At 53.3% G+C, this 24887-nt stretch carries 26 protein-coding genes; 10 read left to right on the forward strand and 16 right to left on the reverse strand.

Annotated elements, in window-relative coordinates; all coding sequences use genetic code 11:
- Positions 1 to 65 precede the first annotated feature (65 nt).
- Genes lptF through PY990_RS09480 form a run of 4 tightly spaced genes read left to right on the forward strand, consistent with a single transcriptional unit; the run spans position 66 to position 3064 of the window.
- Positions 66 to 1205, forward strand: a complete 1140-nt coding sequence (gene lptF, locus PY990_RS09465; RefSeq protein WP_275271395.1) for an LPS export ABC transporter permease LptF — start codon at positions 66 to 68, stop codon at positions 1203 to 1205.
- The gene (gene lptG / locus PY990_RS09470; RefSeq protein WP_275271396.1) at positions 1202 to 2407 is read left to right on the forward strand and encodes an LPS export ABC transporter permease LptG; all 1206 of its coding nucleotides are present in this window, start codon (positions 1202 to 1204) and stop codon (positions 2405 to 2407) included. The genes lptF and lptG overlap by 4 nt, the downstream gene beginning before the upstream one ends.
- Positions 2404 to 2781, forward strand: a complete 378-nt coding sequence (locus PY990_RS09475) for a sirohydrochlorin chelatase (protein ID WP_275271397.1) — start codon at positions 2404 to 2406, stop codon at positions 2779 to 2781. Before lptG ends, PY990_RS09475 begins: the two co-directional genes overlap by 4 nt.
- Positions 2782 to 2803: 22 nt before the next feature.
- Complete coding sequence (locus tag PY990_RS09480; protein WP_275271398.1) at positions 2804 to 3064, forward strand: hypothetical protein; 261 nt, start codon at positions 2804 to 2806, stop codon at positions 3062 to 3064.
- A gap of 17 nt (positions 3065 to 3081) precedes the next feature.
- On the opposite strand, the gene cobA is transcribed toward PY990_RS09480, so the two are convergent.
- Genes cobA through PY990_RS09515 form a run of 7 tightly spaced genes read right to left on the reverse strand, consistent with a single transcriptional unit; the run spans position 3082 to position 10116 of the window.
- Positions 3082 to 3876: a uroporphyrinogen-III C-methyltransferase gene (cobA, locus tag PY990_RS09485; RefSeq protein WP_275271399.1), complete on the reverse strand. Its 795-nt coding sequence runs from the start codon at positions 3874 to 3876 to the stop codon at positions 3082 to 3084.
- Positions 3877 to 3931: 55 nt separating this feature from the next.
- Positions 3932 to 5281: a sulfate adenylyltransferase subunit 1 gene (locus PY990_RS09490; protein ID WP_275271400.1), complete on the reverse strand. Its 1350-nt coding sequence runs from the start codon at positions 5279 to 5281 to the stop codon at positions 3932 to 3934.
- A 52-nt stretch (positions 5282 to 5333) separates the two neighbouring features.
- Positions 5334 to 6257, reverse strand: coding sequence for a sulfate adenylyltransferase subunit CysD (cysD, locus tag PY990_RS09495; protein WP_105027150.1), 924 nt, complete (start codon positions 6255 to 6257; stop codon positions 5334 to 5336).
- Between the two features lie 40 nt (positions 6258 to 6297).
- Positions 6298 to 7095: a phosphoadenylyl-sulfate reductase gene (locus PY990_RS09500; protein ID WP_275271401.1), complete on the reverse strand. Its 798-nt coding sequence runs from the start codon at positions 7093 to 7095 to the stop codon at positions 6298 to 6300.
- A gap of 2 nt (positions 7096 to 7097) precedes the next feature.
- Positions 7098 to 7649, reverse strand: a complete 552-nt coding sequence (locus PY990_RS09505) for a DUF934 domain-containing protein (protein ID WP_275271402.1) — start codon at positions 7647 to 7649, stop codon at positions 7098 to 7100.
- Position 7650: 1 nt separating this feature from the next.
- Positions 7651 to 9330: a nitrite/sulfite reductase gene (locus tag PY990_RS09510; RefSeq protein WP_275271403.1), complete on the reverse strand. Its 1680-nt coding sequence runs from the start codon at positions 9328 to 9330 to the stop codon at positions 7651 to 7653.
- A complete protein-coding gene (locus tag PY990_RS09515) occupies positions 9331 to 10116 on the reverse strand; it encodes a sulfite exporter TauE/SafE family protein (RefSeq protein ID WP_275271499.1) in 786 nt (261 codons plus the stop codon). It abuts the gene before it with no gap.
- Between the two features lie 124 nt (positions 10117 to 10240).
- Here PY990_RS09515 and PY990_RS09520 point away from each other — a divergent pair, with 124 nt between their 5' ends.
- Entirely contained in the window at positions 10241 to 11194 is a 954-nt protein-coding gene (locus PY990_RS09520) for a CysB family HTH-type transcriptional regulator (protein WP_275271404.1), read from the forward strand.
- A 507-nt stretch (positions 11195 to 11701) separates the two neighbouring features.
- Here PY990_RS09520 and PY990_RS09525 read toward each other — a convergent pair.
- The 4 genes from PY990_RS09525 to PY990_RS09540 all read right to left on the reverse strand — a co-directional run bounded on the left by PY990_RS09525 (position 11702) and on the right by PY990_RS09540 (position 15211).
- Positions 11702 to 12601, reverse strand: a complete 900-nt coding sequence (locus PY990_RS09525; protein WP_275271405.1) for an NAD(P)-dependent oxidoreductase — start codon at positions 12599 to 12601, stop codon at positions 11702 to 11704.
- Between the two features lie 19 nt (positions 12602 to 12620).
- Positions 12621 to 12917 carry a hypothetical protein gene (locus PY990_RS09530; protein WP_171100368.1) on the reverse strand — a complete coding sequence of 99 codons (297 nt, stop codon included), beginning with the start codon at positions 12915 to 12917 and terminating at the stop codon, positions 12621 to 12623.
- A gap of 102 nt (positions 12918 to 13019) precedes the next feature.
- Positions 13020 to 13889 (reverse strand): alpha/beta hydrolase, encoded by an 870-nt coding sequence (locus PY990_RS09535; RefSeq protein ID WP_008252055.1) that lies wholly within the window; start codon positions 13887 to 13889, stop codon positions 13020 to 13022.
- Positions 13890 to 14038: 149 nt separating this feature from the next.
- The gene (locus tag PY990_RS09540) at positions 14039 to 15211 is read right to left on the reverse strand and encodes a multidrug effflux MFS transporter (protein ID WP_275271406.1); all 1173 of its coding nucleotides are present in this window, start codon (positions 15209 to 15211) and stop codon (positions 14039 to 14041) included.
- A gap of 137 nt (positions 15212 to 15348) precedes the next feature.
- Here PY990_RS09540 and PY990_RS09545 point away from each other — a divergent pair, with 137 nt between their 5' ends.
- From PY990_RS09545 to PY990_RS09555, 3 genes are read left to right on the forward strand one after another with little or no spacing between them, the layout of a single operon-like run.
- Complete coding sequence (locus PY990_RS09545; RefSeq protein ID WP_275271407.1) at positions 15349 to 16737, forward strand: cytochrome ubiquinol oxidase subunit I; 1389 nt, start codon at positions 15349 to 15351, stop codon at positions 16735 to 16737.
- A 14-nt stretch (positions 16738 to 16751) separates the two neighbouring features.
- Entirely contained in the window at positions 16752 to 17750 is a 999-nt protein-coding gene (locus PY990_RS09550; protein WP_275271408.1) for a cytochrome d ubiquinol oxidase subunit II, read from the forward strand.
- Between the two features lie 47 nt (positions 17751 to 17797).
- The gene (locus PY990_RS09555; protein WP_008252062.1) at positions 17798 to 18136 is read left to right on the forward strand and encodes a protein tyrosine phosphatase family protein; all 339 of its coding nucleotides are present in this window, start codon (positions 17798 to 17800) and stop codon (positions 18134 to 18136) included.
- Positions 18137 to 18149: 13 nt separating this feature from the next.
- On the opposite strand, the gene PY990_RS09560 is transcribed toward PY990_RS09555, so the two are convergent.
- The gene (locus tag PY990_RS09560) at positions 18150 to 18668 is read right to left on the reverse strand and encodes an SRPBCC family protein (RefSeq protein ID WP_275271409.1); all 519 of its coding nucleotides are present in this window, start codon (positions 18666 to 18668) and stop codon (positions 18150 to 18152) included.
- 12 nt (positions 18669 to 18680) lie between these two features.
- On the opposite strand from PY990_RS09560, the gene PY990_RS09565 reads away from it, so the two are divergent.
- Positions 18681 to 19046: a RidA family protein gene (locus PY990_RS09565; protein ID WP_275271410.1), complete on the forward strand. Its 366-nt coding sequence runs from the start codon at positions 18681 to 18683 to the stop codon at positions 19044 to 19046.
- Here PY990_RS09565 and PY990_RS09570 read toward each other — a convergent pair.
- Positions 19035 to 21299 (reverse strand): response regulator, encoded by a 2265-nt coding sequence (locus PY990_RS09570; RefSeq protein ID WP_275271411.1) that lies wholly within the window; start codon positions 21297 to 21299, stop codon positions 19035 to 19037. The two genes, PY990_RS09565 and PY990_RS09570, sit on opposite strands and share 12 nt — an antisense overlap.
- Positions 21296 to 22153: a phosphate/phosphite/phosphonate ABC transporter substrate-binding protein gene (locus PY990_RS09575; RefSeq protein ID WP_105027139.1), complete on the reverse strand. Its 858-nt coding sequence runs from the start codon at positions 22151 to 22153 to the stop codon at positions 21296 to 21298. Before PY990_RS09575 ends, PY990_RS09570 begins: the two co-directional genes overlap by 4 nt.
- Before the next feature lie 105 nt (positions 22154 to 22258).
- On the opposite strand from PY990_RS09575, the gene murI reads away from it, so the two are divergent.
- The gene (murI, locus tag PY990_RS09580; protein WP_275271412.1) at positions 22259 to 23095 is read left to right on the forward strand and encodes a glutamate racemase; all 837 of its coding nucleotides are present in this window, start codon (positions 22259 to 22261) and stop codon (positions 23093 to 23095) included.
- Here murI and rsmA read toward each other — a convergent pair.
- Together rsmA and pdxA are read right to left on the reverse strand one after the other, a co-directional pair.
- Positions 23092 to 23859, reverse strand: coding sequence for a 16S rRNA (adenine(1518)-N(6)/adenine(1519)-N(6))-dimethyltransferase RsmA (gene rsmA, locus PY990_RS09585; protein ID WP_105027137.1), 768 nt, complete (start codon positions 23857 to 23859; stop codon positions 23092 to 23094). The two genes, murI and rsmA, sit on opposite strands and share 4 nt — an antisense overlap.
- Positions 23856 to 24878 (reverse strand): 4-hydroxythreonine-4-phosphate dehydrogenase PdxA, encoded by a 1023-nt coding sequence (gene pdxA / locus PY990_RS09590; protein WP_275271413.1) that lies wholly within the window; start codon positions 24876 to 24878, stop codon positions 23856 to 23858. The genes rsmA and pdxA overlap by 4 nt, the downstream gene beginning before the upstream one ends.
- Between the last annotated feature and the right edge of the window lie 9 nt (positions 24879 to 24887).

A 24887-nucleotide genomic window follows, 5' to 3' on the forward strand; every position in this document is an offset into this window, starting at 1 on the left:
ATGCGACAATCTACCATTATTAACAAGCTGGGTTGGCGAGTCAAAGCACAGCCCACCTGCATTGCATGCTGTTTCGATCCACTTTTCGAAAAGACTTCGCTCAAACCGCGGGTGCCACCTTCGTGGCCCTGTTTACGATCATTGTGACCACTGTGCTGGTTCGTACCCTGGGTCAGGCTGCGGGCGGCAAGGTTGACAATGCCGAAGTGTTTACACTTATTTTGTTGGGTGGGCTCCAATACCTGCCAGCCGCTTTGGTGATTACCGTGTTTATTGCAGTTATGGGGGTGGTGTCGCGTGCCTTCAAGGAACAGGAAATGACTGCCTGGTTTGCCTCGGGTGTCTCCCTGTTCTCGCTGGTCCGGCCAGTGGTCCGGTTTGCCCTGCCGCTCACCGTGCTGGCCATGGTGTGTTCTGTATGGCTTACCCCTTGGGCCAAAGCCGAGCTGGATGCAGCGAAAGACCGGTTTGCCAAGCGAAGCGATGTCAGCAAGGTCAGCGCGGGGCAGTTCAGGGAATCAGGCGAAGGCAACCGCGTGTTTTTCGTAGAACGTCAATCTGAAGTGACCAAGCAGGTCGAAAACGTTTTTGTGGTCGACTCCAAGGGCGATACTCGCACAGTCGTCTCGGCTGCACGTGGCAGCGTGGAAGTGGATGCCGGCGGTCAGCCCTACCTGGTGTTGAGTGGTGGGCGCCGCGCTACTTTGGACGCCACCGGTGAGCGATTTACCAGCACCGAGTTTGAAACCTATGGCTTGGCCATTGACAACACATTGGGTGCGGCCCCCAGCTTTCAGTTGCAACATCGTCGAGTCGATTTGTTGATCGCCGATTTTTCACCAGCCGCCCAGGGCGAACTGTTGTGGAGAATCAGCTTGCCCTTGTCCGCCCTGGCACTTGGTCTGCTGGCCATTCCACTGGCCTTTGTCAATCCGCGCGGCGGCAATTCATTGAACCAGCTTTTTGCCCTGTTGATTTATCTCACCTACAGCAACGTTGTGTCGGTCACCCAAAGCATGGTCACCAAGGAAACCCTTGATTTTTGGGTTGCCTTGGTGCTGCCGCATGCCAGCGTATTGCTGATGTTTTACCTGTTGATGGTGAAGCGCAACCGCCCTGCAGGTGCGCCTCTGTTGCGCTGGCGCAGACCGGGTCGTGCCCTTGACTTGCAAGACGTGGTGGCAGGCCAGGAGATCAAGCGATGAAAAAACCATTTCAGGTTCCCCATTCGCTGCTGGTGTATTTTCGCAGCGAACTGTACAAAGCCATCAGCTTCGTGATGGTGGCTTTTGTGGGTTTGTTTGCGTTTTTCGATTTGATCGCCGAGGTAGACCGTTTGAGTTTGCCTGGCACCAGCTGGTTTTATTACTTCATCGCTGTGTTGTTGGGCTTGCCTGCGCGCGTGTACGAAATTGCACCCATTGCGGCATTGATTGGTTCCATATACGCGCTGGTTCAATTGGCCGCCAGCAGTGAACTCACCGCCATGCGAGCTGCGGGCTTAAGCACCACCAGCATGCTGAAAATGCTGGTGCGAATTGCAGCGGGAGTGGTGGTGATTACGGTGTTGTTTGGCGAGGGCGTGGCACCCTTGGCTGAAAGGGCCGCAGTGCCCATGCGTGCCAAGGCCTTGGGCTATGAGGTAGACCGAGATTTCCGCAGTGGGTACTGGATGCGCGACACCTACAGCGCCCCTGATGCAGAGTCGAGGGTGCGTTTCGTGAATTTTGATTCGTTCAACAAAGACGGCGAATTGCTCAAACTTGAATACTATGAGCTCGATCCTGAATCCAGAATTCGCGCTTGGGTTCGCGCTGAAAGCGCCAAATTTGATCCAAACAGTGGAGATTGGGAGTTGCGCAATGTTTTGCTGCAGCGTTATTTTGATGAGGCAGTGAACAACCCCAATGCGGCGCGCGCCGGTTTAACCATTCAGGCCAGTGAATTTGAATCACTCGACACCATGCGCTGGAGCTCGAATTTGTCCCCAGAGTTGCTCACGGGTTTATTCGTCCGCCCTGACCGCATGAGCGCCTGGCAGTTGTACAACTACTCGAAATTCCTGAGCAGTAATTTGCAGGCCACTGACAACATTGATTTGGCCTTTGCAAAAAAAATAATGTATCCGTTTGCCATTCTCATCATGATGATGATCTCGCTGCCGTTTGCCTACCTGCATTTCCGCTCGGGCAGTGTCAGCGTAAAGGTGTTTGCGGGCATTATGATTGGCGTGGGTTTCCATTTGGTCAACAACCTGTTTTCTCACCTCAGCATGGTGGCCAGCTTCCCGCCGTTTGTGAGTGCTGCCTTGCCCAGCCTGCTGGGATTTGCGGTGGGTATGGGGGCATTGTGGTGGGTGTCGCAGCCTGCGCCTTGGCGCACTTTGAATGTATTGAGGAACCGATGAGTAGTACCGGAAATAAAGCAATCGTGTTGTTTGGCCACGGTGCACGCGATCCGCAGTGGGCCGAGCCCATGAAACATTTGCAGAGCCTGTTGGTGGCGCAGTTGCCCGGTGTGCAGGTAGAGCTGGCCTTTCTGGAACTGATGGCCCCCAGCTTGCCTGATACCGTGGATTGCATGGCGCAAGGTGGGGTGAAGCACATTCAAGTGGTGCCTATTTTTTTTGGTCGGGGCGGACACTTGAAAAATGATTTCCCGGTGATCATGGCTGAAATGAAAGCCCGACACCCGGGTTTGAACATTGAAGCCACAACAGCTGTGGGTCAGTGGGATGCAGTGTGGCAAGCAATTGCCACTGAAATTGTTCAGCAGGTTTAATCAAAACAACTGGAGATACAACATGAAGAAATGGTTGCTGTTGGCTGCGCTGTGTTTTTCCATTCCCGCCTACGCACAATCGACTGAGGCCGCTTGTCAGGCCAAGGCTGTGAGCAAAGAGGGTAAGCCCTTGGCGGGTGCTGCAAAAAATTCGTTCATGAAAAAGTGCCTGGCTGAGAACAAGGCCAGCTGCGAAGAGCGTGCTGTGGGCAAAGATGGTAAAAAACTGGCCGGTGCAGCCAAGAACTCATTCATGAAGAAGTGCGAGGCCGCGGCGGGTTAAATCCGCTTTACCGACGATCAAGCGGCTTTGTTCGATCCGAATAAAGACCCGGTCAATTCAATATTGGCTGGGTTTTTATTACTGGCGAGCAATTCAGCTTGCGCTTTGGCCAGTGCTTGGCCAATCAGGATAAGGCAAGGTCCATCGGTGAGTTGTTCCGCAGAAAACGACGGCAACTTCCCCAGGTTCAGAGGTGTGAATTTCTCGGCGGGCAATGAAACGCTCTCGCATAGAATGACCGGAGTGTTGGGATTGCGGCCTTTTTCAAGCAAGGCGGAAGCCCAAGGCCCGGCCTGACGCAAACCCATGTACACAGCCACGGTGTCGTTTTCTGTGCCTGTGAACAATTCGGTGCTGGGCACTTCATCGGCGCCTACGGACGGGGTGGTCAAGGTTAGGCTGCGGGCTACGCCACGCAGGGTGAGTGAGGCTTGCAGGCTGCTGGCCGCGGCCAGTGCAGCAGTCACACCAGGTACCACTTCAACGGTGTGGCCCGCGGTTTTCAAGGCGGTGATTTCCTCGTCAGCACGGCCGAATACCATGGGGTCGCCACCTTTCAGGCGCACAACCAAGTGGTATTTCTCAGCCGCTTCAACAAGCTGTTTGTTGATGAAGTGTTGTGCAGTGGATTTCTTGCCGCAGCGTTTTCCAACGGCGACAAGCTTGGCATCGGAGCGGGCTTCAGAAAGAAGAGAGGGACTGACCAGCGCGTCGTAAAACACACAGTCTGCCTGCATCAACAGCTTCAGGCCGCGAACGGTGATTAAATCCTCCGCTCCAGGTCCTGCACCAATCAATACAACGCGTCCCATCTCAAAAGTCCCTATTTAAGAACAAGCAACCAACAACCGGGTGAAGGGTCGTTGCTTAGTTCTTTGCAACGATCATGCCAGCGGCCACAGTTTGGTTGGTGGCACCGTCAATCAGGATAAAACTGCCTGTTGCACGGCATTCGGTGTACAAATCCGCCACGATGGGCTGGGCCAGCACCAATTCAATCTGTGCGATGTCGTTCATTTGCACCGTTTTGGTGCTTTCACCGTGCAGCAGGGTGTGAATGTCGAGCACCAGGTTCACCGATTTAATTTTGGCTTGGGTTTGGCGAGTTGTCTGCTTGATCCAGTACTTGCGTGCGGGGTTCAATGGCTCATTGTCCAGCCAGCAAATGTCGGCCGTCAATGCCTTCACCGGGGCGTGGTTTACAGTGTCGCCCTGGCTGACGATTTGGTCGCCCCGGGACACGTCCACATCACGATCCAGCACAAGTGTTACACACTGGCCCAGGTGGGCTTCAGGCAGATCATCGTTCAAAAACACGATGCGTTGTACTACCGCACTTTGGCCTGAAGGATGTACCACCACAGTGTCGCCAACTTTCACGCTGCCACCTTCAACGCGGCCCATGTAGCCGCGGAAGTCTTCAGCTTTGTGACCATCGTGGCGTGCCACCAACTGCACCGGGAAACGGAAACCCACTTTGTGAGCAGCCTCCGCGCGGTCAGCACGGCTGGGAATGTTTTCCAGAATGGGCAGCAAGGGCTGGCCGGTGTACCAAGGCGTTTTGGGGCTGGCAGTGACCACGTTGTCACCCGTGAGGGCGGAGATAGGAAGCACCAGCGCCTCTTGCACGCCAACGGTAACAGCCAGTTCTCGCACGGCTTTTTCAGTCGCAATGAATTTGGCCTGATCAAAATCAACCAGGTCCATTTTGTTCACGGCAAACAAAATGGCGGGAATACCCAGCTTGCCAGCAATTGCACTGTGGCGTTTGGTTTGGGCCAGCAGCGTGGCTTTCAAGCCTTCTGTGCTTTCTTCAAAAGTAACGCGGGTAATGTCGACCAGCACAATCGCTACGTCGGCTGTGGATGCACCAGTCACCATGTTGCGGGTGTACTGCTCGTGGCCCGGTGTGTCGGCCACAATAAATTTGCGCGCAGGCGTGGCGAAGTAGCGGTAAGCCACGTCGATGGTGATGCCTTGCTCACGCTCGGCTTCCAAGCCATCGGTTAACAATGAAAAGTCGATGGTGTCGCCTGCAGTGCGTTTGTTTTTGGCCTTGGAAATGGCGGCAAGCTGGTCAGCAAAAATACCTTTGCTGTCGAATAGCAGGCGACCAATCAGGGTGGACTTTCCGTCGTCGACAGAACCAGCGGTGATGAAGCGCAGCACGCCGTGGTCTTGGGTGCTTAGTTTCAGGGCTTCGTTAATTGCGTTCATGGTATTCATCTCATTGTTTGTTTCGCGCGTGTGTTTCTCGTAGGCCCGGGGATCAGAAATAACCTTCTTTCTTGCGGCGCTCCATGGAGGCCTCGGAAGTTTGATCGTCCATGCGGGTTGCGCCGCGCTCGGTAATGTCGGTCACCGCTGTTTCAGTAATGATTTCAGCTGGCGTGGCTGCAGTGCTGGCCACTGGGCAGGTGCAGGTAATGTCGCCCACAGTACGGAAACGCACCGTGCGCGTTGTGACAGTTTCACCGGCCTTGGGTTGGGTCATCTCGGTAACAGGCACCAACAAACCATTGCGCTCGATAATCTCGCGTTCATGGGCGTAGTAAATGTTGGGCAGTTCCAGCTTTTCGCGTTCAATGTATTGCCACACGTCCAGTTCAGTCCAGTTGGAAATCGGGAACACGCGCATGTGTTCGCCGGGGTGAACGCGGGTGTTGTACAGGTCCCAAAGTTCTGGACGCTGGTTTTTTGGGTCCCATTGACCAAAGCCATCGCGGAACGAAAAAATACGTTCTTTCGCACGTGCTTTTTCTTCATCACGGCGTGCGCCGCCCATCAGTGCGTCAAAGCCAAATTCTTCCTGGGTCTCAAGCAGTGTGACGCTTTGAAACGCATTGCGTGAAGCGTCGGGGTGCGGCAGGCGAATGGTGCCTTTTTTGATGGAGCCTTCCAGTGAACGCACAATCAGTTCTTCACCCAATTGCTTGGCTTTCCAGTCACGAAACTCGATCACTTCCGGGAAGTTGTGTTCGGTGTCAATGTGCACCAAGGGAAATGGAAACTTGCCGGGGCGAAATGCTTTTTCTGCAAGGCGCAACATCACGATGGAATCTTTGCCGCCTGAGAACAACATGGCGGGGCGAGCGCATTCAGCGGCCACTTCGCGCATGATGTAAATTGCTTCTGCTTCAAGCCAGTCCAGGTGGGACATGGTGTGTTTTTGCGTGCTCACTTGCGTGCTCATGATTGTTCTCGACTTGTGTTCTTCAATGGTTGAATTCAGTTCATTTTTTCAGGTTGGCGTTGTGCAAACCGCATTCCTTGCTGCTTGGGTCTTCCCACCACCAGCGGCCCGCCCGAATGTCTTCACCAATGGTGATGGCGCGGGTGCAGGGTTCACAACCAATCGACGGAAAACCCTCGAAGTGCAGCTTGTTGACAGGCACATCAAACTGGCGAACATAGGTCCACACATCGGCCTCGCTCCAGTCAGCCAGCGGGTTGAATTTTTCAATACCGCGGTCAGTATCGAATTCGCGCACCGGCAAGGCGGCACGAGTGGCTGCCTGCGCCTGGCGTTGGCCGGTTACCCACGCTTTAGCACCTTGAAGGGCACGCGCCAAAGGCTCTACCTTGCGAATACCGCAGCATTCTTTGCGCAGCGCAGTGCTCTCATAAAAGGCATCGCGGCCTTTGGTGTTCACGTAGGCTTCAACGGCTTGCGCCTGTGGTTCAAACCACTGCACTGTTTGACCATATTTGGCTTGCAGTGCAGGGGCGACATCCAGGGTTTGCTGGTGCAGGCGACCTGTATTCAGGCTGAATACACGAATGTTCAGCTTCAGGCGCGCAATCGCATCAAACAACACATTGTCTTCAGCAGCAAGGCTGCTGGCCAGTGCAATGTTGTCGAACTCTTGCGCGGCTTGGGTCAACAGGGTTTCTAGCGCCTGTACCTTGTCTGCAATGTCGGTGGCGGGTTGGTGCGGGCCACGAAACACCGCAATCGGTTGTTCCAGTGCAACGCTGTTGTCGGGGGCTGCTTCAACGCTGTGAAAGCGTGAAGTGTTCACTGCATTCATACTTATGCTCCCGCGGCGGCTGCCCTGCGATTGAAAACAGGCAGCGAGCCGTCGGCACTGGTTTGGTATGGGATGGTGAAATCGGAAAACGCATTCAGTGCGTCTTCAAGCGACTTGCCTTCCTTGATATCGAATTGCGTGAAGCCACAACGCGCCAGGTAGAAAAACTGGTCCCGCCAAATATCGCCAAATGCGCGAATGTCGCCTTTGAAACCATAGCGCGCACGCAGCAGGTAAGCGCCTGAGTAGCCTTGGCCAAACTTGAACACCGGGAAGTGAAATGCAATCAGCTTCAGCACATTCACGTCGCCCTGCAATTGTTCCGGGTTGTCTTCAGGGTTCAGGTAAACACCCAGGTCACCCGCCTGTGCGCGTGCTGAGAGCTCAGCCTTGTTGGCTTCCCAAACAGACAGGTGCACCAGCACTTTGCCCTCGGAGGGAATTGCCACAGGCGCTTCAGCTGTACCTGTTTCGACGACAACGAATTCATTGGCAACAATAGACGCTTGGCCATTCAGTGGTTTGACAATGACGCTTTTTACTGGGTTTGCCATGTTATGCAGCCTCCTTGTTGGCGTACACGTGGTCTTTGAAGGGCTCTGCACCAATGCGGTCGAGGGTGTCGATGAACAGTTCATCTTCATGGCGCTCGCGCACGTACACTTCCAGCAACTTCACGACCACGCCGGGTACGTCTTCCGCGTAAAACGATTTGCCGATCACCTTACCGATGGATGCATTGTTTCCTTGGCGGCCACCCAGCGTAACCTGGTACCACTCTTCACCGTTTTTATCGACACCCAAAATACCGATGTTGCCAATGTGGTGGTGACCACATGAATTGATACAACCGGAAATATTCAGGCTGAGGTCGCCCAGGTCAAACTGGTAATCGAGGTTGTCCACGGCTTCCTGAATACCCAAGGCAATCGGAATGGATTTGGCGTTGGCCAGTGAACAGAAATCACCGCCCGGGCAGGCAATCATGTCGCTGACCAAGCCAATGTTGGGCATGGCCAGGTTGTGCTCTTTCAGCGTGCTCCACAACTCGAATAGGTCCTGTTCAGCCACATCAGACAGCACAAAGTTTTGTTCGTGTGTAACCCGCAGTTCACCGAATGAATACTGCTCGGCCAAGTCAGCAATCAAGTGCATTTCATCGGTGGTGGCATCGCCAGGGGCAATGCCGGGGCGCTTCAGTGAAATGCTGATAGCCACATAACCGGGCTGGCGGTGTTCACGTGCATTGCGTGTTAGCCAGCGATCAAAGCCCACATGCTTGGCGCGCAGGCCACGGTTTTGCTCTGCAATGGTGGCCACTTGCTCGGCGCTGAATTGCTCGTAGGCGGGGGCCGTGAAGAAAGATGAAACACGGTCAAATTCTTTCTGGGGAATGACCGATACACCACCCTTGATGTGTTGCCATTCCTCTTCAACTTGCTTGGCGAATTCCTCCGGGCCAATGGCACGCACCAGAATTTTGATGCGGGCTTTGTACAGGTTGTCGCGGCGACCATAGCGGTTGTACACGCGCATCACCGCTTCGATGTAGGTCAGCAGTTCCTGCCAGGGCAGGTCGTTCTTGATGACAGAGCCGATCACCGGTGTACGACCCAAACCACCACCCGCCAGCAATTGGGCTACCACTTCGCCAGCTGCATTGCGGGTCAAATTCACACCAATGTCGTGCACTTGCACGGCAGCGCGATCAACGGCAGCACCATTCACGGCAATCTTGAATTTGCGAGGCAGGTGAGCGAACTCGGGGTGGAAGGTGCTCCATTGGCGAATCAATTCGCAGAATGGGCGTGGGTCTACAAATTCGTCTTTCGCAATACCTGCAAACGGATCGCTGGTGGTGTTGCGAATACAGTTGCCGCTGGTTTGAATGGCGTGCATTTCAACTTCAGCCAGTTCAGCAAGAATGGACGGTACATTTTCCAGTGCAGGCCAGTTGTATTGAATATTCTGGCGCGTTGTGAAGTGCGCGTAGTTGCGGTCGTATTTGGCCGCAATATCGGCAAGCTTGTGCAACTGTTTTGCACCCAGCAGGCCATAAGGAATGGCCACGCGCAGCATGGGCGCATGGCGCTGAATGTACAGGCCGTTTTGCAGGCGCAGGGGGCGGAACTCTTCGTCCGTCAGTTCACCCTTCAAAAAGCGCTCGGTTTGGTTGCGAAACTGAGCCACACGTTCGCGTACAAGGGCGTGGTCGTAGTCGTCGTATTTGTACATTTACATCACCAGTTTTGCGGCCACGGCGGTGAGGGTCGTGGCCAATACCCCGCGCAAGAACTTTTCAGGCACTGCGCGACTTAAATAACTGCCCACTGTGATACCAGGAATTGACCCTATCAGCAGTGCGCCCAACAAACCAAAATCAACTGTGCCCAAACTGAAATGGCCAAAGGCCGCAACAGTGGTAAGGGGCACAGCATAAGCGATATCAGTACCCGCAATTTCCGATGCCTTCAAATGTGGGTACAACATGAATAAAGCCATGACTCCAACTGCACCAGCACCGATGGAAGACACGGTAACCAGGGTGCCAATCACCGCGAATGCGGCTACCGTTGATACGCTACGTGTTTTGTCTTGCAACTGCGCTTTTGGATTGTGTTGCACCCAATGAACAATTTTTGTTTTAAAGATTAGGGCAAATACCGTGAGCATGACGCAGAACGAAATCGACCAGCGAATGAATACGTCGATTGGACTGCCTTTGCCGGCATTTTGAATGTCCAAGCCATGCAAAATCGAAATGGTGATCAAAGATGCTGGCACACTGCCCAAACACGCTAAGCCTACGATTTTCCATTTCACCGTGCTGCGCAGTCGGTGTACCACCGTGCCAACACCCTTGGTAATTGCGGCAAAGGCAAGGTCGGTACCCACTGCGGTTGTGGCGGGTACGCCGAACAACACGGTGAGCAATGGCGTCATCAGCGAGCCACCACCCACACCGGTCAGGCCGACCAGAAGGCCGACCGCCAGGCCAGAAGCTACGTAGACTAAATTGATGTCGAAAGGCACGTGAAAGCTCGATGAAAATGGTTTTTGAGGACTTGAAGTGTAAGCGCTAACCCTTATAATTCAAACGATAGTATTTCCATTTATATATTCCCCTGTGGAATAAAGGGTTTTTATGAACTTGCATCAGCTTCGATTCGTTCGGGAAGCGGTTCGCCATGATTTCAGCTTGACCGATGCGGCCAAGGCGCTGTTCACCTCTCAGCCAGGTGTGTCGAAGGCAATCATCGAATTTGAAGAAGAGCTGGGCTTTCAAATTTTCAAGCGACATGGCAAACGCATCAAAGGTTTAACGCCTCCCGGTGAATTGGTGTATCAAGCCTGTGAGCGCGTTTTGGCGGAACTTGAGAATATCAAAAGAGTGGGTGAAGAATTTGCAGCGCGCGAAAGCGGGCAGTTAACAGTGGCCGTAACCCACACGCAGGCACGCTATGTTTTGCCACAGGCTGTAGCGGCTTTTCGCAAGAAATTCCCGAAAGTGAAGCTGATTTTGCTGCAGGGGACCCCCGAGCAACTGGCCCAGTTGGTGCGCAAAGACCAGGCCGACTTGGCTGTGGCCACCGAGGCTTTGGCCGATGAGCCTGACTTGGTGACATTTCCCTGTTACGACTGGGGCCACATTGCGGTGGCGCCCACCGACTCGCCCCTGTTAAAACCGTTTGCATTGGGCGGGCGGCAAATTGCGCTGGCTGATTTCGATCAAATGCCCATCATCACTTATGAAACCCATTTTGCGGGCCGCAAGAAAATTGATGCGGCGTTTCAGAAGGCTGGGGTGAACATTGACCTGGTGCTTGAGGCCATTGATGCGGACGTGATTAAAACCTATGTGGGCTTGGGTTTGGGCGTGGGCATTATTGCTGAAGTTGCTTTTGATGCCTTGAAAGACAAAGGGTTGATGGCAGTACCAGTGGACCACTTGTTTGGCCGCAACACCACGCGAATTGCCCTGCGGCAAGGTGTGTTCATGCGCACGCTGATGTATGAATTCATTGCGGTGTTTGCACCGATGTTGACCCCGAAGTTGATTGACCGCGTGCTGGGTGGGGGGCAGGCGTACGACATTTGATGCTGCTTGGTTTGGGTGTGTGCGTGGTTGATTTGTTCGGAGCGCAGTACCTGTCGCGACGGAAAATCTGTTGGCCCCAAGCTGAACCTCGCCTTGCCTGAAACCGCCCCTCGAAAAAAGCGGTCGGGGCGGCTTCTGCCCTGAAGGGCACCAGCCCGGCTTGGCACGCTTGGACAGATTTTCCTGACTGTCGCAACAAGCACATGCGCACCCTATCAAATCTGCACATCGCACACATTGTGCACATCGCGTACAGCACGCAACTCGTCGCAGCATTTTACAAGTTGCACATGCAGCGCTGTTCGGGGCGAGTTCAGGCCAGCCCGCCCAACGACCTCGCAGCGCGGGGCGATTCCGCGAGGAATCGATGCAAAGGCGCTATTGCGCTTTGCATGACCCAAGCCAGGGGATAGTTGGGAGAACTCGGGCTGCGCCAAGGCCCGAATAGTGCGGCTGTGCGGCTTGTCATTGTGCCAGGCCCGAACAGTGCGGCTGTGCGGCTTGCCGCTAAGCTCGCATGTGCTTGCGAACTACCTCAAAAACTCTCGATGTGTCCTGACTCTTCGGCCCATTGGCCACCAGTTCATCCAGCAGTTCTGCGGTTTTAAACAACAGCGGCAAGTGCAAACCCTGCTTCTTCGCTGCATCGGCCACCATGCGTACATCTTTTGCATGCAGGTGCGCTTCAATGGAAACCGGGTCAGTGAAACCTTTCACCATGTGGGGTCCAGCCCAATCCAACACACGGCTCGCGGGCAAGCCGGCTTGCAGCAGCTCAAGTACCACGCTCAATTCAGCACCCTGCTCCAGTGCGTAATTCATGGCTTCGGCAATGCCCACCAATTGAATGCACAGTGCCATTTGATTGGCTGCTTTAATGGCCTGACCTGCACCCGAAGGCCCCACATGTCGAATGGTTTTGCCCAAATGCTTCAGCATAGGCTCGATCTGATTGAAGGCTGCCAAATCCCCACCCGCCATCATGCTTAATGTTGCAGCGCGCGCGCCCGCAGCGCCGCCAGAGACAGGGCAATCGATGTAATCAATGTTCCGAGACTTCAAGTGGCGCGCAATGTCAGCCACGGCGGCCGCGTCAATTGTACTGAAATCCACAATGATTGATCCGGGCTGTGCATGTTGCGCAATACCGCCATCGCGAAACAACAGCGATTGAACATCAGCAGTATTGGTGACATTCAAAGCAAGCAGGCGGGTGCCCGCGCACAAGGCTTCAATATTGGGTTGCGCGACAAGAGGGATGTCAGCCAGCGCTTCGAGGGTAGACGCGTTACGCGCCCAGGCCAGCACGGTGTAGCCCGCGTTGCAAAGGTGGCCTGCCATGGCAGACCCCATATTGCCAAGGCCTATGAAGCCAATGGTTTTGGGTGTTGGGGATGTTGAGTTCATCCCCGGATTATAGTCAGCTTCAGTGGGTCTGCATGCTCGGGTTTTCAGCAGTGTGCAGATCGCTCAAACGGCAATATTGCAGTTCACCGGTGTGCAGCTGAACCAGTACTGGGTGGCTGGTTGAAATCCAGCGACCAAACTCGGCAATGTTGTAGGCGATCACCGTGGCAGGCGCTGTGTTCAGAAGTACTTCAGCGCCTACTTTGAACAACCTCGCGGTTTGGCGAAGTGTACGTTTGCGCATCAGTGTTTGACCATCGGGGTAACGCGGACCAAGTGAACCTGCGGCGTTGGAATAGGCGATTGTGAGGGGCATTGTTGCCTCCGGGCTGATGTGTACAGTCTAGTTATACGGCACCAGCCTGAAAAGCAGTTTACCGAACATGGGGGGATAACCCGTTCAGTTTCTAGCGTTGTCTCAGTGAGATGGCAACAGCAACTGGTTCTGAATCAGCATGAACAGCTCACTGTTTGGGTCGGCAATGCTGTCGCAAATGCTGAAATGATCGGCATTCACCTGCAAAGGTGGGTTCAGACCCCAGTGCGACGCCAAATAAGCGCTTTGTTCCTTGAAGGCATCCGTTTCCTTGGTGCCAAAGGCCAGGTGCACTGGAATGGTGGGCTTGGGCATCAAGGCCGGGCTGACCATGCGGGTGCGTTTCTGATTCAGCTTTAGGTCTTTCTGAATGAAGGGTGTGTGCACCAAGGGGCTCAAATCGTAAATGCCCGAAATTGCGATCACCGACTTCACCACGTCTTGGGGCAGGTCAGAGGCCCACAGGGGCCAAAACGCCAGCGCGCTCATCACGCCCAAGTGCCCTCCGGCAGAATGTCCGCACACCACAATTTGGTTGGCATCAAAGCCAAAGCGGTCCGCCTGGCGATAGAGCCACTCAATTCCACGCAGCGTTTGGCGAACGCTGTCTTCAATCGTCACGCGTGGAATCAGGCCGTAATTCAGCAGTGCTACCGAGTAGCCACGAGCTACATAAGGCTTGGCCAAAAAGGTGAAATCGTATTTGTCCAGCGAACGCCAATAGCCGCCATGGATGAAAATCAACAGCGGCTTGCCGGGCTTGCCAGGAATGACATCCACGGTTTCTGCTTCCGACTCGCCGAAATACTGATTCCAGAACCCATCCAGATCAAAACGGGCGTAGCGGGACTGTTCAGCCCAGCGAGCAAAGGTTTTGGGGTGATCGGGCAGGTAAGAGCGGACGTTGTACTGGCTCTCGAGCCAAGCCACGTCGGGCTGGTTCTCGCCACTTTGGGCTTTTGTGTCGGCCATATGGCAGTGCAAAAATGTGTGTTTAGGTTGTTGGGCAGAATAAATTCGTGACACAACATACCGTAAAGGGACCAAAAAGTCCAATTTTCATGTCAATTTCGCGGTTGATTAAACACAATGGCAATAATTTTGTGCTTACAATGAAAAGTTCAGCGTTTGAGTCGAAAGCTGGCCCAGCAGGCAAGTGCAACAAAAGCCACCACAGCGGCGGCCATGGGCAGGGCAGTGTTGTCGTGCACCACTGAAACAGCCCAACTGGCCAATCCCCCCAAACCAAATTGAGCACAGCCATAGAGGGCTGAAGCTGCCCCGGCATTTTTGGGATGTTTGCTCAACAACTGTGCCGTGGTGTTGGGGGCAACAAACCCCAGTGAACCCACACACAGCAAAAAGCCAATCACCATCAGACCCAGGTTCAAGTGCTCTGTGCCGGCATTCCACGCGCTGGTCAATACCAGGAGTGCGCCCAGCAAACCCAGTATTGAGCCAGCTTTAATTAGCGCTGTTGTGCCAGTGCGTTTCACCAAACGTGTGGAGGCATAGCCAAAGCCGATCAAAGTCAATATGTTGGAGCCGAATAGCACTGCATAGGTTTTCTCACTCAAAGCAAAAAACTCGATGTACACAAATGGCGTTCCCGTGATGTAAGCGAACATGGCGGCGAAGTGCGCTCCACCTGCGATGATCAACAGGCGTGCATCGCTGTGTTGGAAAACAGTCCAGTAACCCTGAAAGGCCAGTGATATAGAAGTTTGGCTGCGGGTTTGGCTCAATGTTTCGGGCAGTAACAGGTAGGCGGCGACCGTGCACGCGGCACCAAATAGCGCCAAGGCGAGAAATTCGTAACGCCATGAACCCAACTCTAAAATATACGCGCCAAGAAGCGGCGCTATCATAGGGGCGATCGAAGTAACCATGGCAATCATGGCCATGACCCGGGCTGAATCGGTTTCGCCAAACAGGTCTCGAATAACAGCACGCGAAATGACAGCTGCTGCGCCGCCGCCAAAAGCCTGAATCAGGCGAAACAGCAAAAGTTGTTCAATGCTTTGGGCCAGCATGCAGGCCACGCTTGCAACGACGAATACGCTGGTGCCGGCGAAGATCATTCGCCTGCGGCCAAACCGGTCGGAAAGCGGTCCATAAAAGAGCATACCCATGGCAAACCCGGCCAGAAACACGGTCACTGTTTGTTGAACACGCCCTGCCGGTGCTTTTAGTTCGTTGCCGATTGCTGAAAGGCTGGGCAAATAAAGATCAATCGCCAGTGGGGCGAATGCGGCCAGTGCAGCCAGCAGGAAAAACATGGGACGGTTAATCAAGACCGGGTTCCGTTTTCAGGGTAATTCGGCATTGTACGCGTTGCGCAGCGCACCATTGAGTAAAGCAATTTGACAGGGCGCGTTTACCTATTTATGGTCATAGTCATGTAAGGCCAGTTCGCTTTATGGGGTGCAGTATGGAATTCACGTCGCTCGACCTTGCCCGAATTCAGTTCGCGGCCAACATCACCTTCCACATCTTGTTTCCAACCATCACCATCGGCCTGGGCTGGGTGATGTTTTACCTGCGCTTGCAGCATGTGCGCACCGGCAAAACGGAATGGGAGCAGGCCCATTATTTCTGGACAAAAATTTTCGCGTTGACCTTCGCCATGGGCGTGGTCTCGGGCATCACAATGAGTTTCCAGTTCGGCACCAACTGGCCGGGATTCATGGAGAAAACCGGAAACATTTCTGGCCCCCTTCTGGGCTACGAAGTGCTGACCGCGTTCTTTTTGGAAGCAACGTTTTTGGGAGTAATGTTGTTTGGCAAACAGCGGGTGTCGCCCAAGGTTCATTTGTTGGCCACCTTTCTGGTGGCATTTGGCACCACCTTGTCGGCCTTCTGGATTTTGGTGTTGAACAGCTGGATGCAAACCCCGCAGGGTTTCGAAATCATTGATGGCCAGATGCACGCCACCAATTGGCTGGAAATCATCTGGAACCCGTCTTTCCCGTATCGCTTCACGCACATGTTGCTGGCCAGCGGCTTGACTGTGTTCTTTGTGATTGCGGGCGGTAGTGCACTTCAAATTCTGCGCAAACGTGAAAAGCCTTTCACCCGACACATGTTGAAACTGGGCGTTTATGGTGCAGCAGTGCTGATTCCCATTCAAATTTTTGTAGGTGATTTGCACGGTTTGAACACCTTGAAACACCAGCCTGCCAAAGTGGCTGCCATGGAAGGTGTGTGGGAAACCGAGAGGGGTGCACCACTGTTGTTGTTTGCCATTCCTGACAGCGAAGCGCGCACCAATCATTTTGAAATTGGCATACCGAAAATGGCCAGTTTTATTTTGACGCACGACTTCAACGGCGAAATCAAAGGGCTGAATGATTTTCTCAACACGCACCCCCCGGTAGGGCCTGTGTTTTATTCTTTCCGGGTCATGGTGGGAATGGGAGTGTTGATGCTGCTGGTTTCCTGGGCGTCGGTATGGGCTTTCCGCAAAACCGGTCCCGTACTGGAAAACAAAACCCATCGACTTATATTGACGGCTTTGATGTTCATGATGTTCTCGGGCTGGGTGGCCACGGTGGCGGGCTGGTGGGTCACCGAAATTGGTCGCCAACCTTACGTGGTGTATGGCGTGTTGGGTACTGCCGATGTGGTGGCTCAACACCCGCCCCAATTGTTGGCGTTCACCGTGTTGTTGTACATGGCCATGTACATTGGGCTGATTATTTCTTACGTGTGGGTGTTGCGGTATATGCTGCTGGGTGGCATTGGCTCGTCGAAGAAAGTCAATTGGGGCGGTGCAGCACCGGCCACCACGCCCGCCGACAAACTTCGCCGTGAACAATAAAAGGGGCGCCTGCCATGACATTCAATGAGTTTTTACCTTTGCTTTTCATGGGTGTAATGGGTTTGTCCCTGTTGATTTACGTGGTGCTGGATGGGTACGACCTGGGAGTAGGCCTGCTGTTGCCTCACGCGACCGACGACGAAAAAGACACCATGATCAATTCTATCGGCCCGTTCTGGGATGCGAATGAAACCTGGCTGGTGCTGGGCGTGGGTGTGCTGCTGGTGGCGTTTCCAAAAGCCCACGGCGTGGTGCTCACGGCCTTGTATCTGCCAGTCACGTTCATGCTGTTGGGCTTGGTGCTGCGCGGTGTGGCTTTTGATTTCCGTGTGAAAGTGGATGTGGCTTACAAGCCTCTCTGGAACCGGATTTTTTTCATTGGTTCGCTGGTGACTTCGGTTTCACAAGGCTGGATGCTGGGCAGCTACATTACGGGCTTCTCGAACCATTGGTCCCAATTGGTGTTCAATTTGGGCGTGGCCATTACCTTGCCTTTTGCGTACACCTTGTTGGCCAGCGGTTGGTTGATCATGAAAACCGAAGGTGATTTGATCGAGAAGTCTCGCCGTTGGGGGCGAATCAGTTTTTGGCCGATGCTGGCTTCAATCGCTTTTATTTCGGCCATGACCCCATTGGTGGTGCCTGAAATTTTTGACAAGTGGTTCAGCTTCCCCAATATTGTGGCGCTGGCACCCATTCCAATCGCATCGGTATTGTGCCTGTGGGGTATTCACCATGTGCTGAGCAGCCAGCGACTGATGGATGCGGGTTATGGCTGGATGGTGTTTGCACTCACTGCGGGCGTTATGACCTTGGCCTTCATGGGCCTGGCTTACAGTCAGTACCCGTACGTGGTGCTGAATCAGCTAACCGTGTGGGAGGCTGCCTCTTCTCCCGAAGCATTGAAGATTATTCTGGTGGGTGTGGTGATCACTTTGCCAACCATCCTCGGGTACACTGCGTTTTCTTACAAAGTGTTCTGGGGCAAGGCCAAAGAACTGTCTTATCAGTAACAGCACAGCTTTCATGCTGTGACAACGCACCGAAGGAATATGTTGAAATGAGCATCAGGCAACTGAGCAATGAGGTCGCAGTGTGCGGCCAAATCAGTCCGGAAGATTTGGAAGCAATCGCCGAACTGGGCTTTAAAACCATTGTGAATAACCGGCCCGACCACGAGGTGGGCGCTCAACTGGCCCACTCGGTCATCGAAGCCAAGGCGAAAAGCCTGGGCCTGGCCATTCACTATTTGCCCATGGAAGTGGGGCAACCCCCCTCGGAAGTGCTGCTTGAGGACTTCAAACGCATTCTGGATGCAGCAGAAAAACCGGTTTTGGCTTACTGCCGCAGCGGCAATCGTTCCGGCCAAATTTACATGGGTGCCTGTGCACTGAAATGAGCGTGCTTTTCACCTAGTGGTCTTTCCGGTTGTCAGCTTGATTCGCTGGCATGGCCATGGCCAGCTCGCGAATCATTCGCACGGTGTCAATGTCTGCTGCGCGATAAGCCTGCTTTCGAATCTCGTCCACATCGTGTGACGACACCTCGGGGCCACCCTGGCTGACTGGCGCATCGCTGACCTGGTACTGAAACCGCAGCCACAGTTCACCCGATTCAGGTTCTTCAATCGAAATGGTCAGTGTGCTGTCGCCGCAAAACTGATTCGCTACAATGCGGGTCTTGGTACGATCTTCTTCGATCAGCTCAATGGTGTCTTCAATTTGAAAGGGGCCGTAATTGAGCACGCGTGCAAGCGTGGTGACATTGCCTTGTTGACTGGTTTGCATCACTTGCGCGTCTTCGAGGCCAAGCACGAAGCGGGTGGGTTTCCAGGCCCGTGCAACCAAACCAAACCAGAGTTGTTGCCGTGTTAACCAGTCAATACCAGGCAAGCTTGGGTCGTTGATCTGCACCAAATGTTCAAATTTCATGAAGGGGGTCCTGTGATACACAGACAAGGTACTACAAAACGTTACTCCGATTCCACCAGCTTCAACGGGGTGGTTTATTTGGTTGAAGTGCCTTCCACAGAGGAAGGGGACATTCAGGCCCAAACCCGAGACCTGTTGAATAGCCTGGAGCGCACGATGGCGGGTGCCGGCACTGACAAAAGCCATTTGCTATTGGTTCAGGTTTATTTAACCAATATGGTTCGCGATTACGAGGGGTTCAATGCCGTGTGGGACGCTTGGTTGCCCGAGGGCACCGCGCCTTCGCGCGCGTGCGTAGAGGTCAAGGGACTGGCCAAGCCAGGCTGGAAAGTCGAGCTGGTGGTGACTGCTGCTAGGGACAAGGCTTTATTGGCTTAATAGACGCAGGCGTTGTTGAAGTACCCGCAGGTTGGTTTTCAGGTGTTCAATTGAATTGGCGGCGGGCAGCTGGTTTTGCATCAGCTGATTTTCAAGCTGCTGGATAAAGTCTGCAAAAGCGAATTCGCCCACCAGTTTGCAATGCCCTTTCAGTGTGTGCAGCGCTCGTTTGGCTTCTGGCAGGTTCTTGGCTGAAAGCTGTTTTTCGGCTTCATCTGAAAGTTGCGGAATTTCAGCCGCAATCATGTTGATGGTCGTTTTGAGCAATTCTTTGTCATGGTCAAAGTTTTGCATTGGAATTGGCGACACGTTGAATTTCAGGCGAGCAAGTACAGCCTCAATGTCGCTGCGCTTGAATGGTTTTGAAATGTACTCACGCATGCCCGCCGACATGCAAGCCTCACGGGTGTCGGCAATTGCATCTGCGGTTAGCCCAACAATCGGCAGGTTTTTGTGTTGCGGTTTGGCAAGAATTGCGCGGCATGCTTCAAGCCCGCCCATGTTGGGCATGTGCATGTCCATAAACACCAAATCAAAATTTTCCTGGTCCACGGCCTGCAGGGCGGCCAGGCCATCGTCTGCAAAGCGGTAAGAAATGCCAAGCTGGGTCAGCACATGCGAGATGAAAGTCTGGTTGACCATATTGTCTTCAGCCACTAACACACGCAAGCCTGTGGCGGCTTGCCCAAACTCCGGCATGGCTGGATTGTTGTCTGAGGTCATGTCAACGGTTGGGGCTTCGCATTCGGTGGTTGTTTGTTGTTCAACTACAGGTAACTCTAGTGTAAAGCTGAATTCACTGCCAACACTTTCTTGGGACCAAAGATGTATTCGACTATTCATCAACTCCAGCAAACGTTGCGTGATGGTCAACCCCAGCCCGGTGCCGCCATACTTGCGCGCTGTACCCGGCTCTGCTTGAGAAAAGGCCTTGAAAATCTCGGTGCGGGCTGATTCTGAAATGCCCATTCCAGTGTCGCGCACCGCGAAATGAATTTTGCATCTGGATTGTGAATTTTTCTCAGATACCGGTCTCGCCGTGATTGTGAGACTGACCTGACCTCGCTCGGTAAACTTCAGGGCATTGCTCAACAGGTTATTCAACACTTGCATGATTCGAGGACAATCACCCAGCAAGCGGTCTGGAACGGCTGGGTCAATGTCCAGCACCGTGACCACGCTGGGTTTTGCATATGCACTGGAGACCATTTTTACCATGGCCTGCACGTTGAGTCGCAACTCGAAGGGTTGAGGGTCCATGTCCAGGCGATTGGCGTCGATCTTTGAAAAATCCAGTATGTCGTTGACGACCCGCAGCAGGTGTTCGGCACTGAGCTGTATCAACTCCAGATTGCGTCGGGGTTTTTCTGCCAGTGCACTATTGCCCAAGGTAATTTCAGTCAGTCCCAGTATGCCGTTCAAGGGCGTTCTGATTTCGTGGCTCATATTGGCCACAAACTGGGATTTCAGGTCATTGGATTTGTCCGCTTTAAGTTTGGCTACCTCCAATGCACGGTTTTTCTTTTGAAGTGTGACCGACGCCCAATTGAGGGTACGGTGCAGCATGGCCAACTCGCGGGAGGTGGGAGAGGTGGCATGTTCAATACCCTGGTCTTTCACCATTCGCTGCGCAAAATCGGTGAGTGAATTCAATTCTTGAATTGTTTTGCGGATAAAAAGCCACAAGGCCAGAGCTGCTGGAAAAATCAGAATGACAGCCAGAAGAATGTTGCGTTCGATCAGTTCGGACTGACGGGTCTGGAGGGGTGTCAAATCAAATTCCAGCACCACATGGCCAATTGTGCGTCCGGATTCGATGGGTTCAATCACTGTCAGGTAGCGATCACTGCTGAATAGTTGTGTGCCCGAATCTCGCTTGGGCACACGCAACCGGCCAACGTCATAACGGGGTGAGAGGTTGTGGGTTTTTGAATCGCGAAGAACCTGAGCCAATACTTTTCCCTCGGCGGAAACTACGGTGGCCGAATAAAGATCTTTGAAGCCGTTGGCCTTCAAGAGCAAGGTTTCAATAATGGCAAAGTCTTTTTCAAGCAAATGGCTGTTGCTTGAAACTGCAATGTTGAACGCGAGGGCTGTGGCTTGTTGATTGAATACACCTTGCAACTGGTTGCGCTGGGTTTTGGTGTTGAACCAGGTAAATGCCAGGGCAAGTGTCAAGACCAAACCAATGCCCAGCACCAACAGTTTGGTGCCCAGGCTGGGATGAGTGATGGTGTGAAAAGACGGTTTCAATTGGAAAGAAATGCTTCAAGTCCGAGGTTTTCAAGTGGTTTGTAATCTTTGAAATAATCGGCCCGCACAGGGTTGGGCATTTGAATGTCTTCACCCACCTGTTTGTGTGTTTTGATGTGTCCCAAAATAGCGGCCGCAATTGCTTCCCGGGTGGAGGCATCTACGCGAGGGTGCGCTGCAATCGGGTGAGGTGGTGCGGGTGGGGTTTCGTAAATCACCTTGACCTTCTGTTGAAGCTCAGGCGTTTCTGCCAGTAGCGTGGCGTTGACCATGCCACCAGCTTGCCCTTCACCACGTACCACGCCACGAATGACATTGGAGTGTGTCTTTACATATTTGGTAGTGAATTCCAGTCCCTTCTCCCGTTTTAGCAAGGCACGCATATACAGCGAAGCACCGAATGCATTGGGTGATGGAAAAAGCAGGGTTTTGCCGTTCAACTCGCTGAGTTCTTTGATGCCATCGTGGGCACTGCCAGTTGTTGCAACCAGAATGCCGGTCAATGGTTTGCTGTCCCGAATGAGCGGTGTGTAGCCTTGTGCCTTTTTGGCCATCACCATGTGATAAGGGTTGCAGTAAATCAACTCGGCTTGTCCAGCCTTGAACTGGCTCTCAAACTCTGTAATGTCTTTTGCGAAAACCAGTTCGATTTCTGGGAGACCGTCTTTCTTCAACCCATCCAGTAATTTGCTCCAGGTAGCATGAATTTCAGTGGCTGGGAATTGCGGAACCACCAAGAGACGAAGAGTTGAATTCTTTTCTGCGCTGTGCGCAAATTGCCCTGCAGTCAATCCAAACAGTGTGACAATACAAGGCAATATTGTGCGGGCGATGAAAGCCGAGAAAGTGGGCATGATGTATAAATGTTAAATTAATTGATAATTAATATTTTAAGATTTATTGGTTTCATCGAATCATGAAAACAAGCATTGATTTACCCGGTATTTCAAAGGTGTTGAATGGCAAAGCCCGTATTGCTTGAATCCGCACATGCGGTGGGTGTATTCGATTCAGGTGTGGGCGGCCTGTCCGTGCTGAAAGCGATGTTGAATCACTTGCCGGCCGAGCGCTTTCAGTTCGTGGCCGACGAACGGCATTTGCCCTATGGCGACAAGCCGCAACATGAAATTACTGACCGTGTATTAACCCTGTCCAATTGGCTGAGAAACCAGGGTTGTAAAGCCATGGTCATGGCTTGCAACACCGCCACTGCCGCGGGTGCAAACCAGGCACGCGCTGCCCATGCGAACTGGCCAATTGTGGGCATTGAGCCTGCAGTCAAACCCGCCAGCATGCTGACTAAAACGGGCGTGGTGGGTATTTTGGCGACCACCAACACCGTAGCCAGTGAACGGTTTAAGGCCTTGGTTGAAAGGTTTGACCCCATGGCCAAGGTAATTGCACACCCGTGCCCGGGGCTGGTTGAACTGATCGAACAATCACCCATGCCCGAGCCTGCTATTGAGACTTTGTTAAAGCCCATGGTAGTCGAGTTGCTTCAAAAACAGGCCGACGTCATTGTGCTGGGTTGCACGCACTACCCTTTTGTTGCACATCTCATTTCAAAACTGGCTGGCCCTGGCGTGGCAGTAATCGAGACTGGTTTGCCAGTGGCCAAGCAGTTAAAACTACGTCTGGAAAGCGAGGGTTTGTTGAATATGGGCAACGAACATGTGCCTTTGCTTGAGCGCGTGAGTTTTTTTACAACAGGTCAACCCGAGTCTTTCAAGACAAAGCTGGTGAATTTGTTGGGCAGTGATTGGCGCAATGCCCATGTGCAGCAGTTGGATGTTTAACTGGCCATCATTTGTGCCACTTGTACAAACTGTTGGGGTGCAATTTCCTCGGCGCGCGCGGTAAGTGCGATGCCCGCGGCGTTTGCCATGTGTTCAGGCACCACATTGGCCCAGGTGTTGCGTAACATTTTGCGGCGTTGTGAAAAAGCAGTGCTGACCACTCGACTAAAAATTTCACCAGGAATTGCCGCACGTTCATGCGCGGGTTTTGGCACCATTCGAACGATTGCTGACATGACACGGGGTGGTGGGTCGAAGCACTCGGGCGGCACATCAAACAAATGGTCCATGTCGTAGTAGGCCTGCAACATCACCGACAATCTGCCGTAGTCGCTGGTTTTTGGGGCAGCGACCATGCGATCTATTACTTCTTTTTGCAACATGAAGTGCTGGTCAATCACCCGGTCGGCTACTTCAAGCAAAGCAAACAAGATGGGCGAGGAAATATTGTAGGGCAAGTTGCCCACCACGCGAAAAGGCGCGGGGAGTTGCCCGAAGTCAAATTTCAACACATCCACTTCGTGAACCGTGAGCTTGTCTTTCCAGCCACCGGTTCGAAGTTTTTCTGCCAGGTCCCGATCAATTTCAATCACCTGCAGGTGATTCACTGCCTTGAGTAGCCAGAATGTCAGTGCACCCAAACCGGGGCCAATTTCAACCAGCGTGTCGTCTGCACGCGGTCGCATCTCACCGATCAAGTTTGACAGCACACTTTGATCGGTCAAAAAGTGTTGGCCAAATCGTTTTTTTGCTTGATGTTTCATTGCGCGTTCCTGCGGCAAAGGTCCATGTGGTGCGCGCATTCTATCGCTTCGTTCAGGCTACCCGCATCCATGTTCCGGGTACCGGCCAGATCAAGCGCGGTGCCGTGGTCAACCGAGGTTCGAACAATAGGCAAACCCAGCGAAATGTTGACACCTTGACCAAAACTTGCATGCTTTAGCACGGGCAAGCCTTGGTCGTGAAACATGGCAAGTACCGCATCGCTATTTTGCAGGTATTTGGGTTGAAACAGCGTGTCGGCAGGAAAGGGGCCTTGCACATCGTGCCCCTTCGCCTGCAAGGCTTGGATGGTCGGTGTGATGGTGTCAATTTCCTCATTCCCCAGGTCGCCCGATTCGCCAGCATGCGGATTCAGCCCAGTCACCAGAATTCTGGGTTTTGGCAAACTCCAGTACAGGCTCAAGTCGTGCAGCATGATTTCCAGCGTGCGGGTGAGGCTGTCCCGGGTAATTGCTGCCGGTACCTGGGCCAGTGGAATGTGGGTGGTGGCCAGTGCTACCTTCATCTGACCGCCCATCAGCATCATGACGACATCCCTTTGCCCACATCGCTGCGCCAAGTACTCGGTGTGCCCCATAAAACCCGGCCAGTGCGGGCTAATTGCGGATTTCTGAATAGGAGCGGTCACCAAGGCCGCAGCAGTGCCATTCTGGCAAGCATCGCAAGCCAGGTTCAACAGGCCTAGCACATAGGGTGCATTGGCCGGGTTGGGTTTGCCGGTGATGCAGGGCGCTGAAAGGGGGTGATCAAGCAGAAAATAGCCAGGCGCTTCATCCTCGCTGGCTGTAATCTCCCTCAGCGAATTGATGCGTTGCCATTTGGGTTCAATGACCGCGTTTTTTGCGCGTGTCTCAAGCAAATCAGCATCGCCAAGAATGACCAGCGAACGGTTTAAACGTTTGGCCTGGCTAGTTTCGGCCAGCAAAGCGCACAGTTCTGGCCCTATCCCGGCAGGTTCACCGCTGGTGACAAGGATAGGTAGGTTGTTGGCCTTGCTCATGCCTTGGTA

Origin of the sequence: Limnobacter olei (assembly GCF_029087225.1) — a bacterium.
Classification (GTDB): Bacteria; Pseudomonadota; Gammaproteobacteria; order Burkholderiales; family Burkholderiaceae_B; genus Limnobacter; species Limnobacter olei.

Coding starts and splice junctions, on each gene's coding strand:
- PY990_RS09510 (WP_275271403.1), bottom strand. CDS start 9,330: ATGTACAAATACGACGACTACGACCACGCCCTTGTACGCGAACGTGTG.
- PY990_RS09525 (WP_275271405.1), bottom strand. CDS start 12,601: ATGAACTCAACATCCCCAACACCCAAAACCATTGGCTTCATAGGCCTT.
- PY990_RS09550 (WP_275271408.1), top strand. CDS start 16,752: ATGACATTCAATGAGTTTTTACCTTTGCTTTTCATGGGTGTAATGGGT.
- PY990_RS09530 (WP_171100368.1), bottom strand. CDS start 12,917: ATGCCCCTCACAATCGCCTATTCCAACGCCGCAGGTTCACTTGGTCCG.
- pdxA (WP_275271413.1), bottom strand. CDS start 24,878: ATGAGCAAGGCCAACAACCTACCTATCCTTGTCACCAGCGGTGAACCT.
- rsmA (WP_105027137.1), bottom strand. CDS start 23,859: ATGAAACATCAAGCAAAAAAACGATTTGGCCAACACTTTTTGACCGAT.
- PY990_RS09555 (WP_008252062.1), top strand. CDS start 17,798: ATGAGCATCAGGCAACTGAGCAATGAGGTCGCAGTGTGCGGCCAAATC.
- PY990_RS09535 (WP_008252055.1), bottom strand. CDS start 13,889: ATGGCCGACACAAAAGCCCAAAGTGGCGAGAACCAGCCCGACGTGGCT.
- PY990_RS09520 (WP_275271404.1), top strand. CDS start 10,241: ATGAACTTGCATCAGCTTCGATTCGTTCGGGAAGCGGTTCGCCATGAT.
- PY990_RS09480 (WP_275271398.1), top strand. CDS start 2,804: ATGAAGAAATGGTTGCTGTTGGCTGCGCTGTGTTTTTCCATTCCCGCC.
- PY990_RS09490 (WP_275271400.1), bottom strand. CDS start 5,281: ATGAACGCAATTAACGAAGCCCTGAAACTAAGCACCCAAGACCACGGC.
- PY990_RS09505 (WP_275271402.1), bottom strand. CDS start 7,649: ATGGCAAACCCAGTAAAAAGCGTCATTGTCAAACCACTGAATGGCCAA.
- cysD (WP_105027150.1), bottom strand. CDS start 6,257: ATGAGCACGCAAGTGAGCACGCAAAAACACACCATGTCCCACCTGGAC.
- PY990_RS09575 (WP_105027139.1), bottom strand. CDS start 22,153: ATGCCCACTTTCTCGGCTTTCATCGCCCGCACAATATTGCCTTGTATT.
- PY990_RS09500 (WP_275271401.1), bottom strand. CDS start 7,095: ATGAATGCAGTGAACACTTCACGCTTTCACAGCGTTGAAGCAGCCCCC.
- murI (WP_275271412.1), top strand. CDS start 22,259: ATGGCAAAGCCCGTATTGCTTGAATCCGCACATGCGGTGGGTGTATTC.
- PY990_RS09475 (WP_275271397.1), top strand. CDS start 2,404: ATGAGTAGTACCGGAAATAAAGCAATCGTGTTGTTTGGCCACGGTGCA.
- PY990_RS09560 (WP_275271409.1), bottom strand. CDS start 18,668: ATGAAATTTGAACATTTGGTGCAGATCAACGACCCAAGCTTGCCTGGT.
- PY990_RS09545 (WP_275271407.1), top strand. CDS start 15,349: ATGGAATTCACGTCGCTCGACCTTGCCCGAATTCAGTTCGCGGCCAAC.
- cobA (WP_275271399.1), bottom strand. CDS start 3,876: ATGGGACGCGTTGTATTGATTGGTGCAGGACCTGGAGCGGAGGATTTA.
- lptF (WP_275271395.1), top strand. CDS start 66: ATGCTGTTTCGATCCACTTTTCGAAAAGACTTCGCTCAAACCGCGGGT.
- lptG (WP_275271396.1), top strand. CDS start 1,202: ATGAAAAAACCATTTCAGGTTCCCCATTCGCTGCTGGTGTATTTTCGC.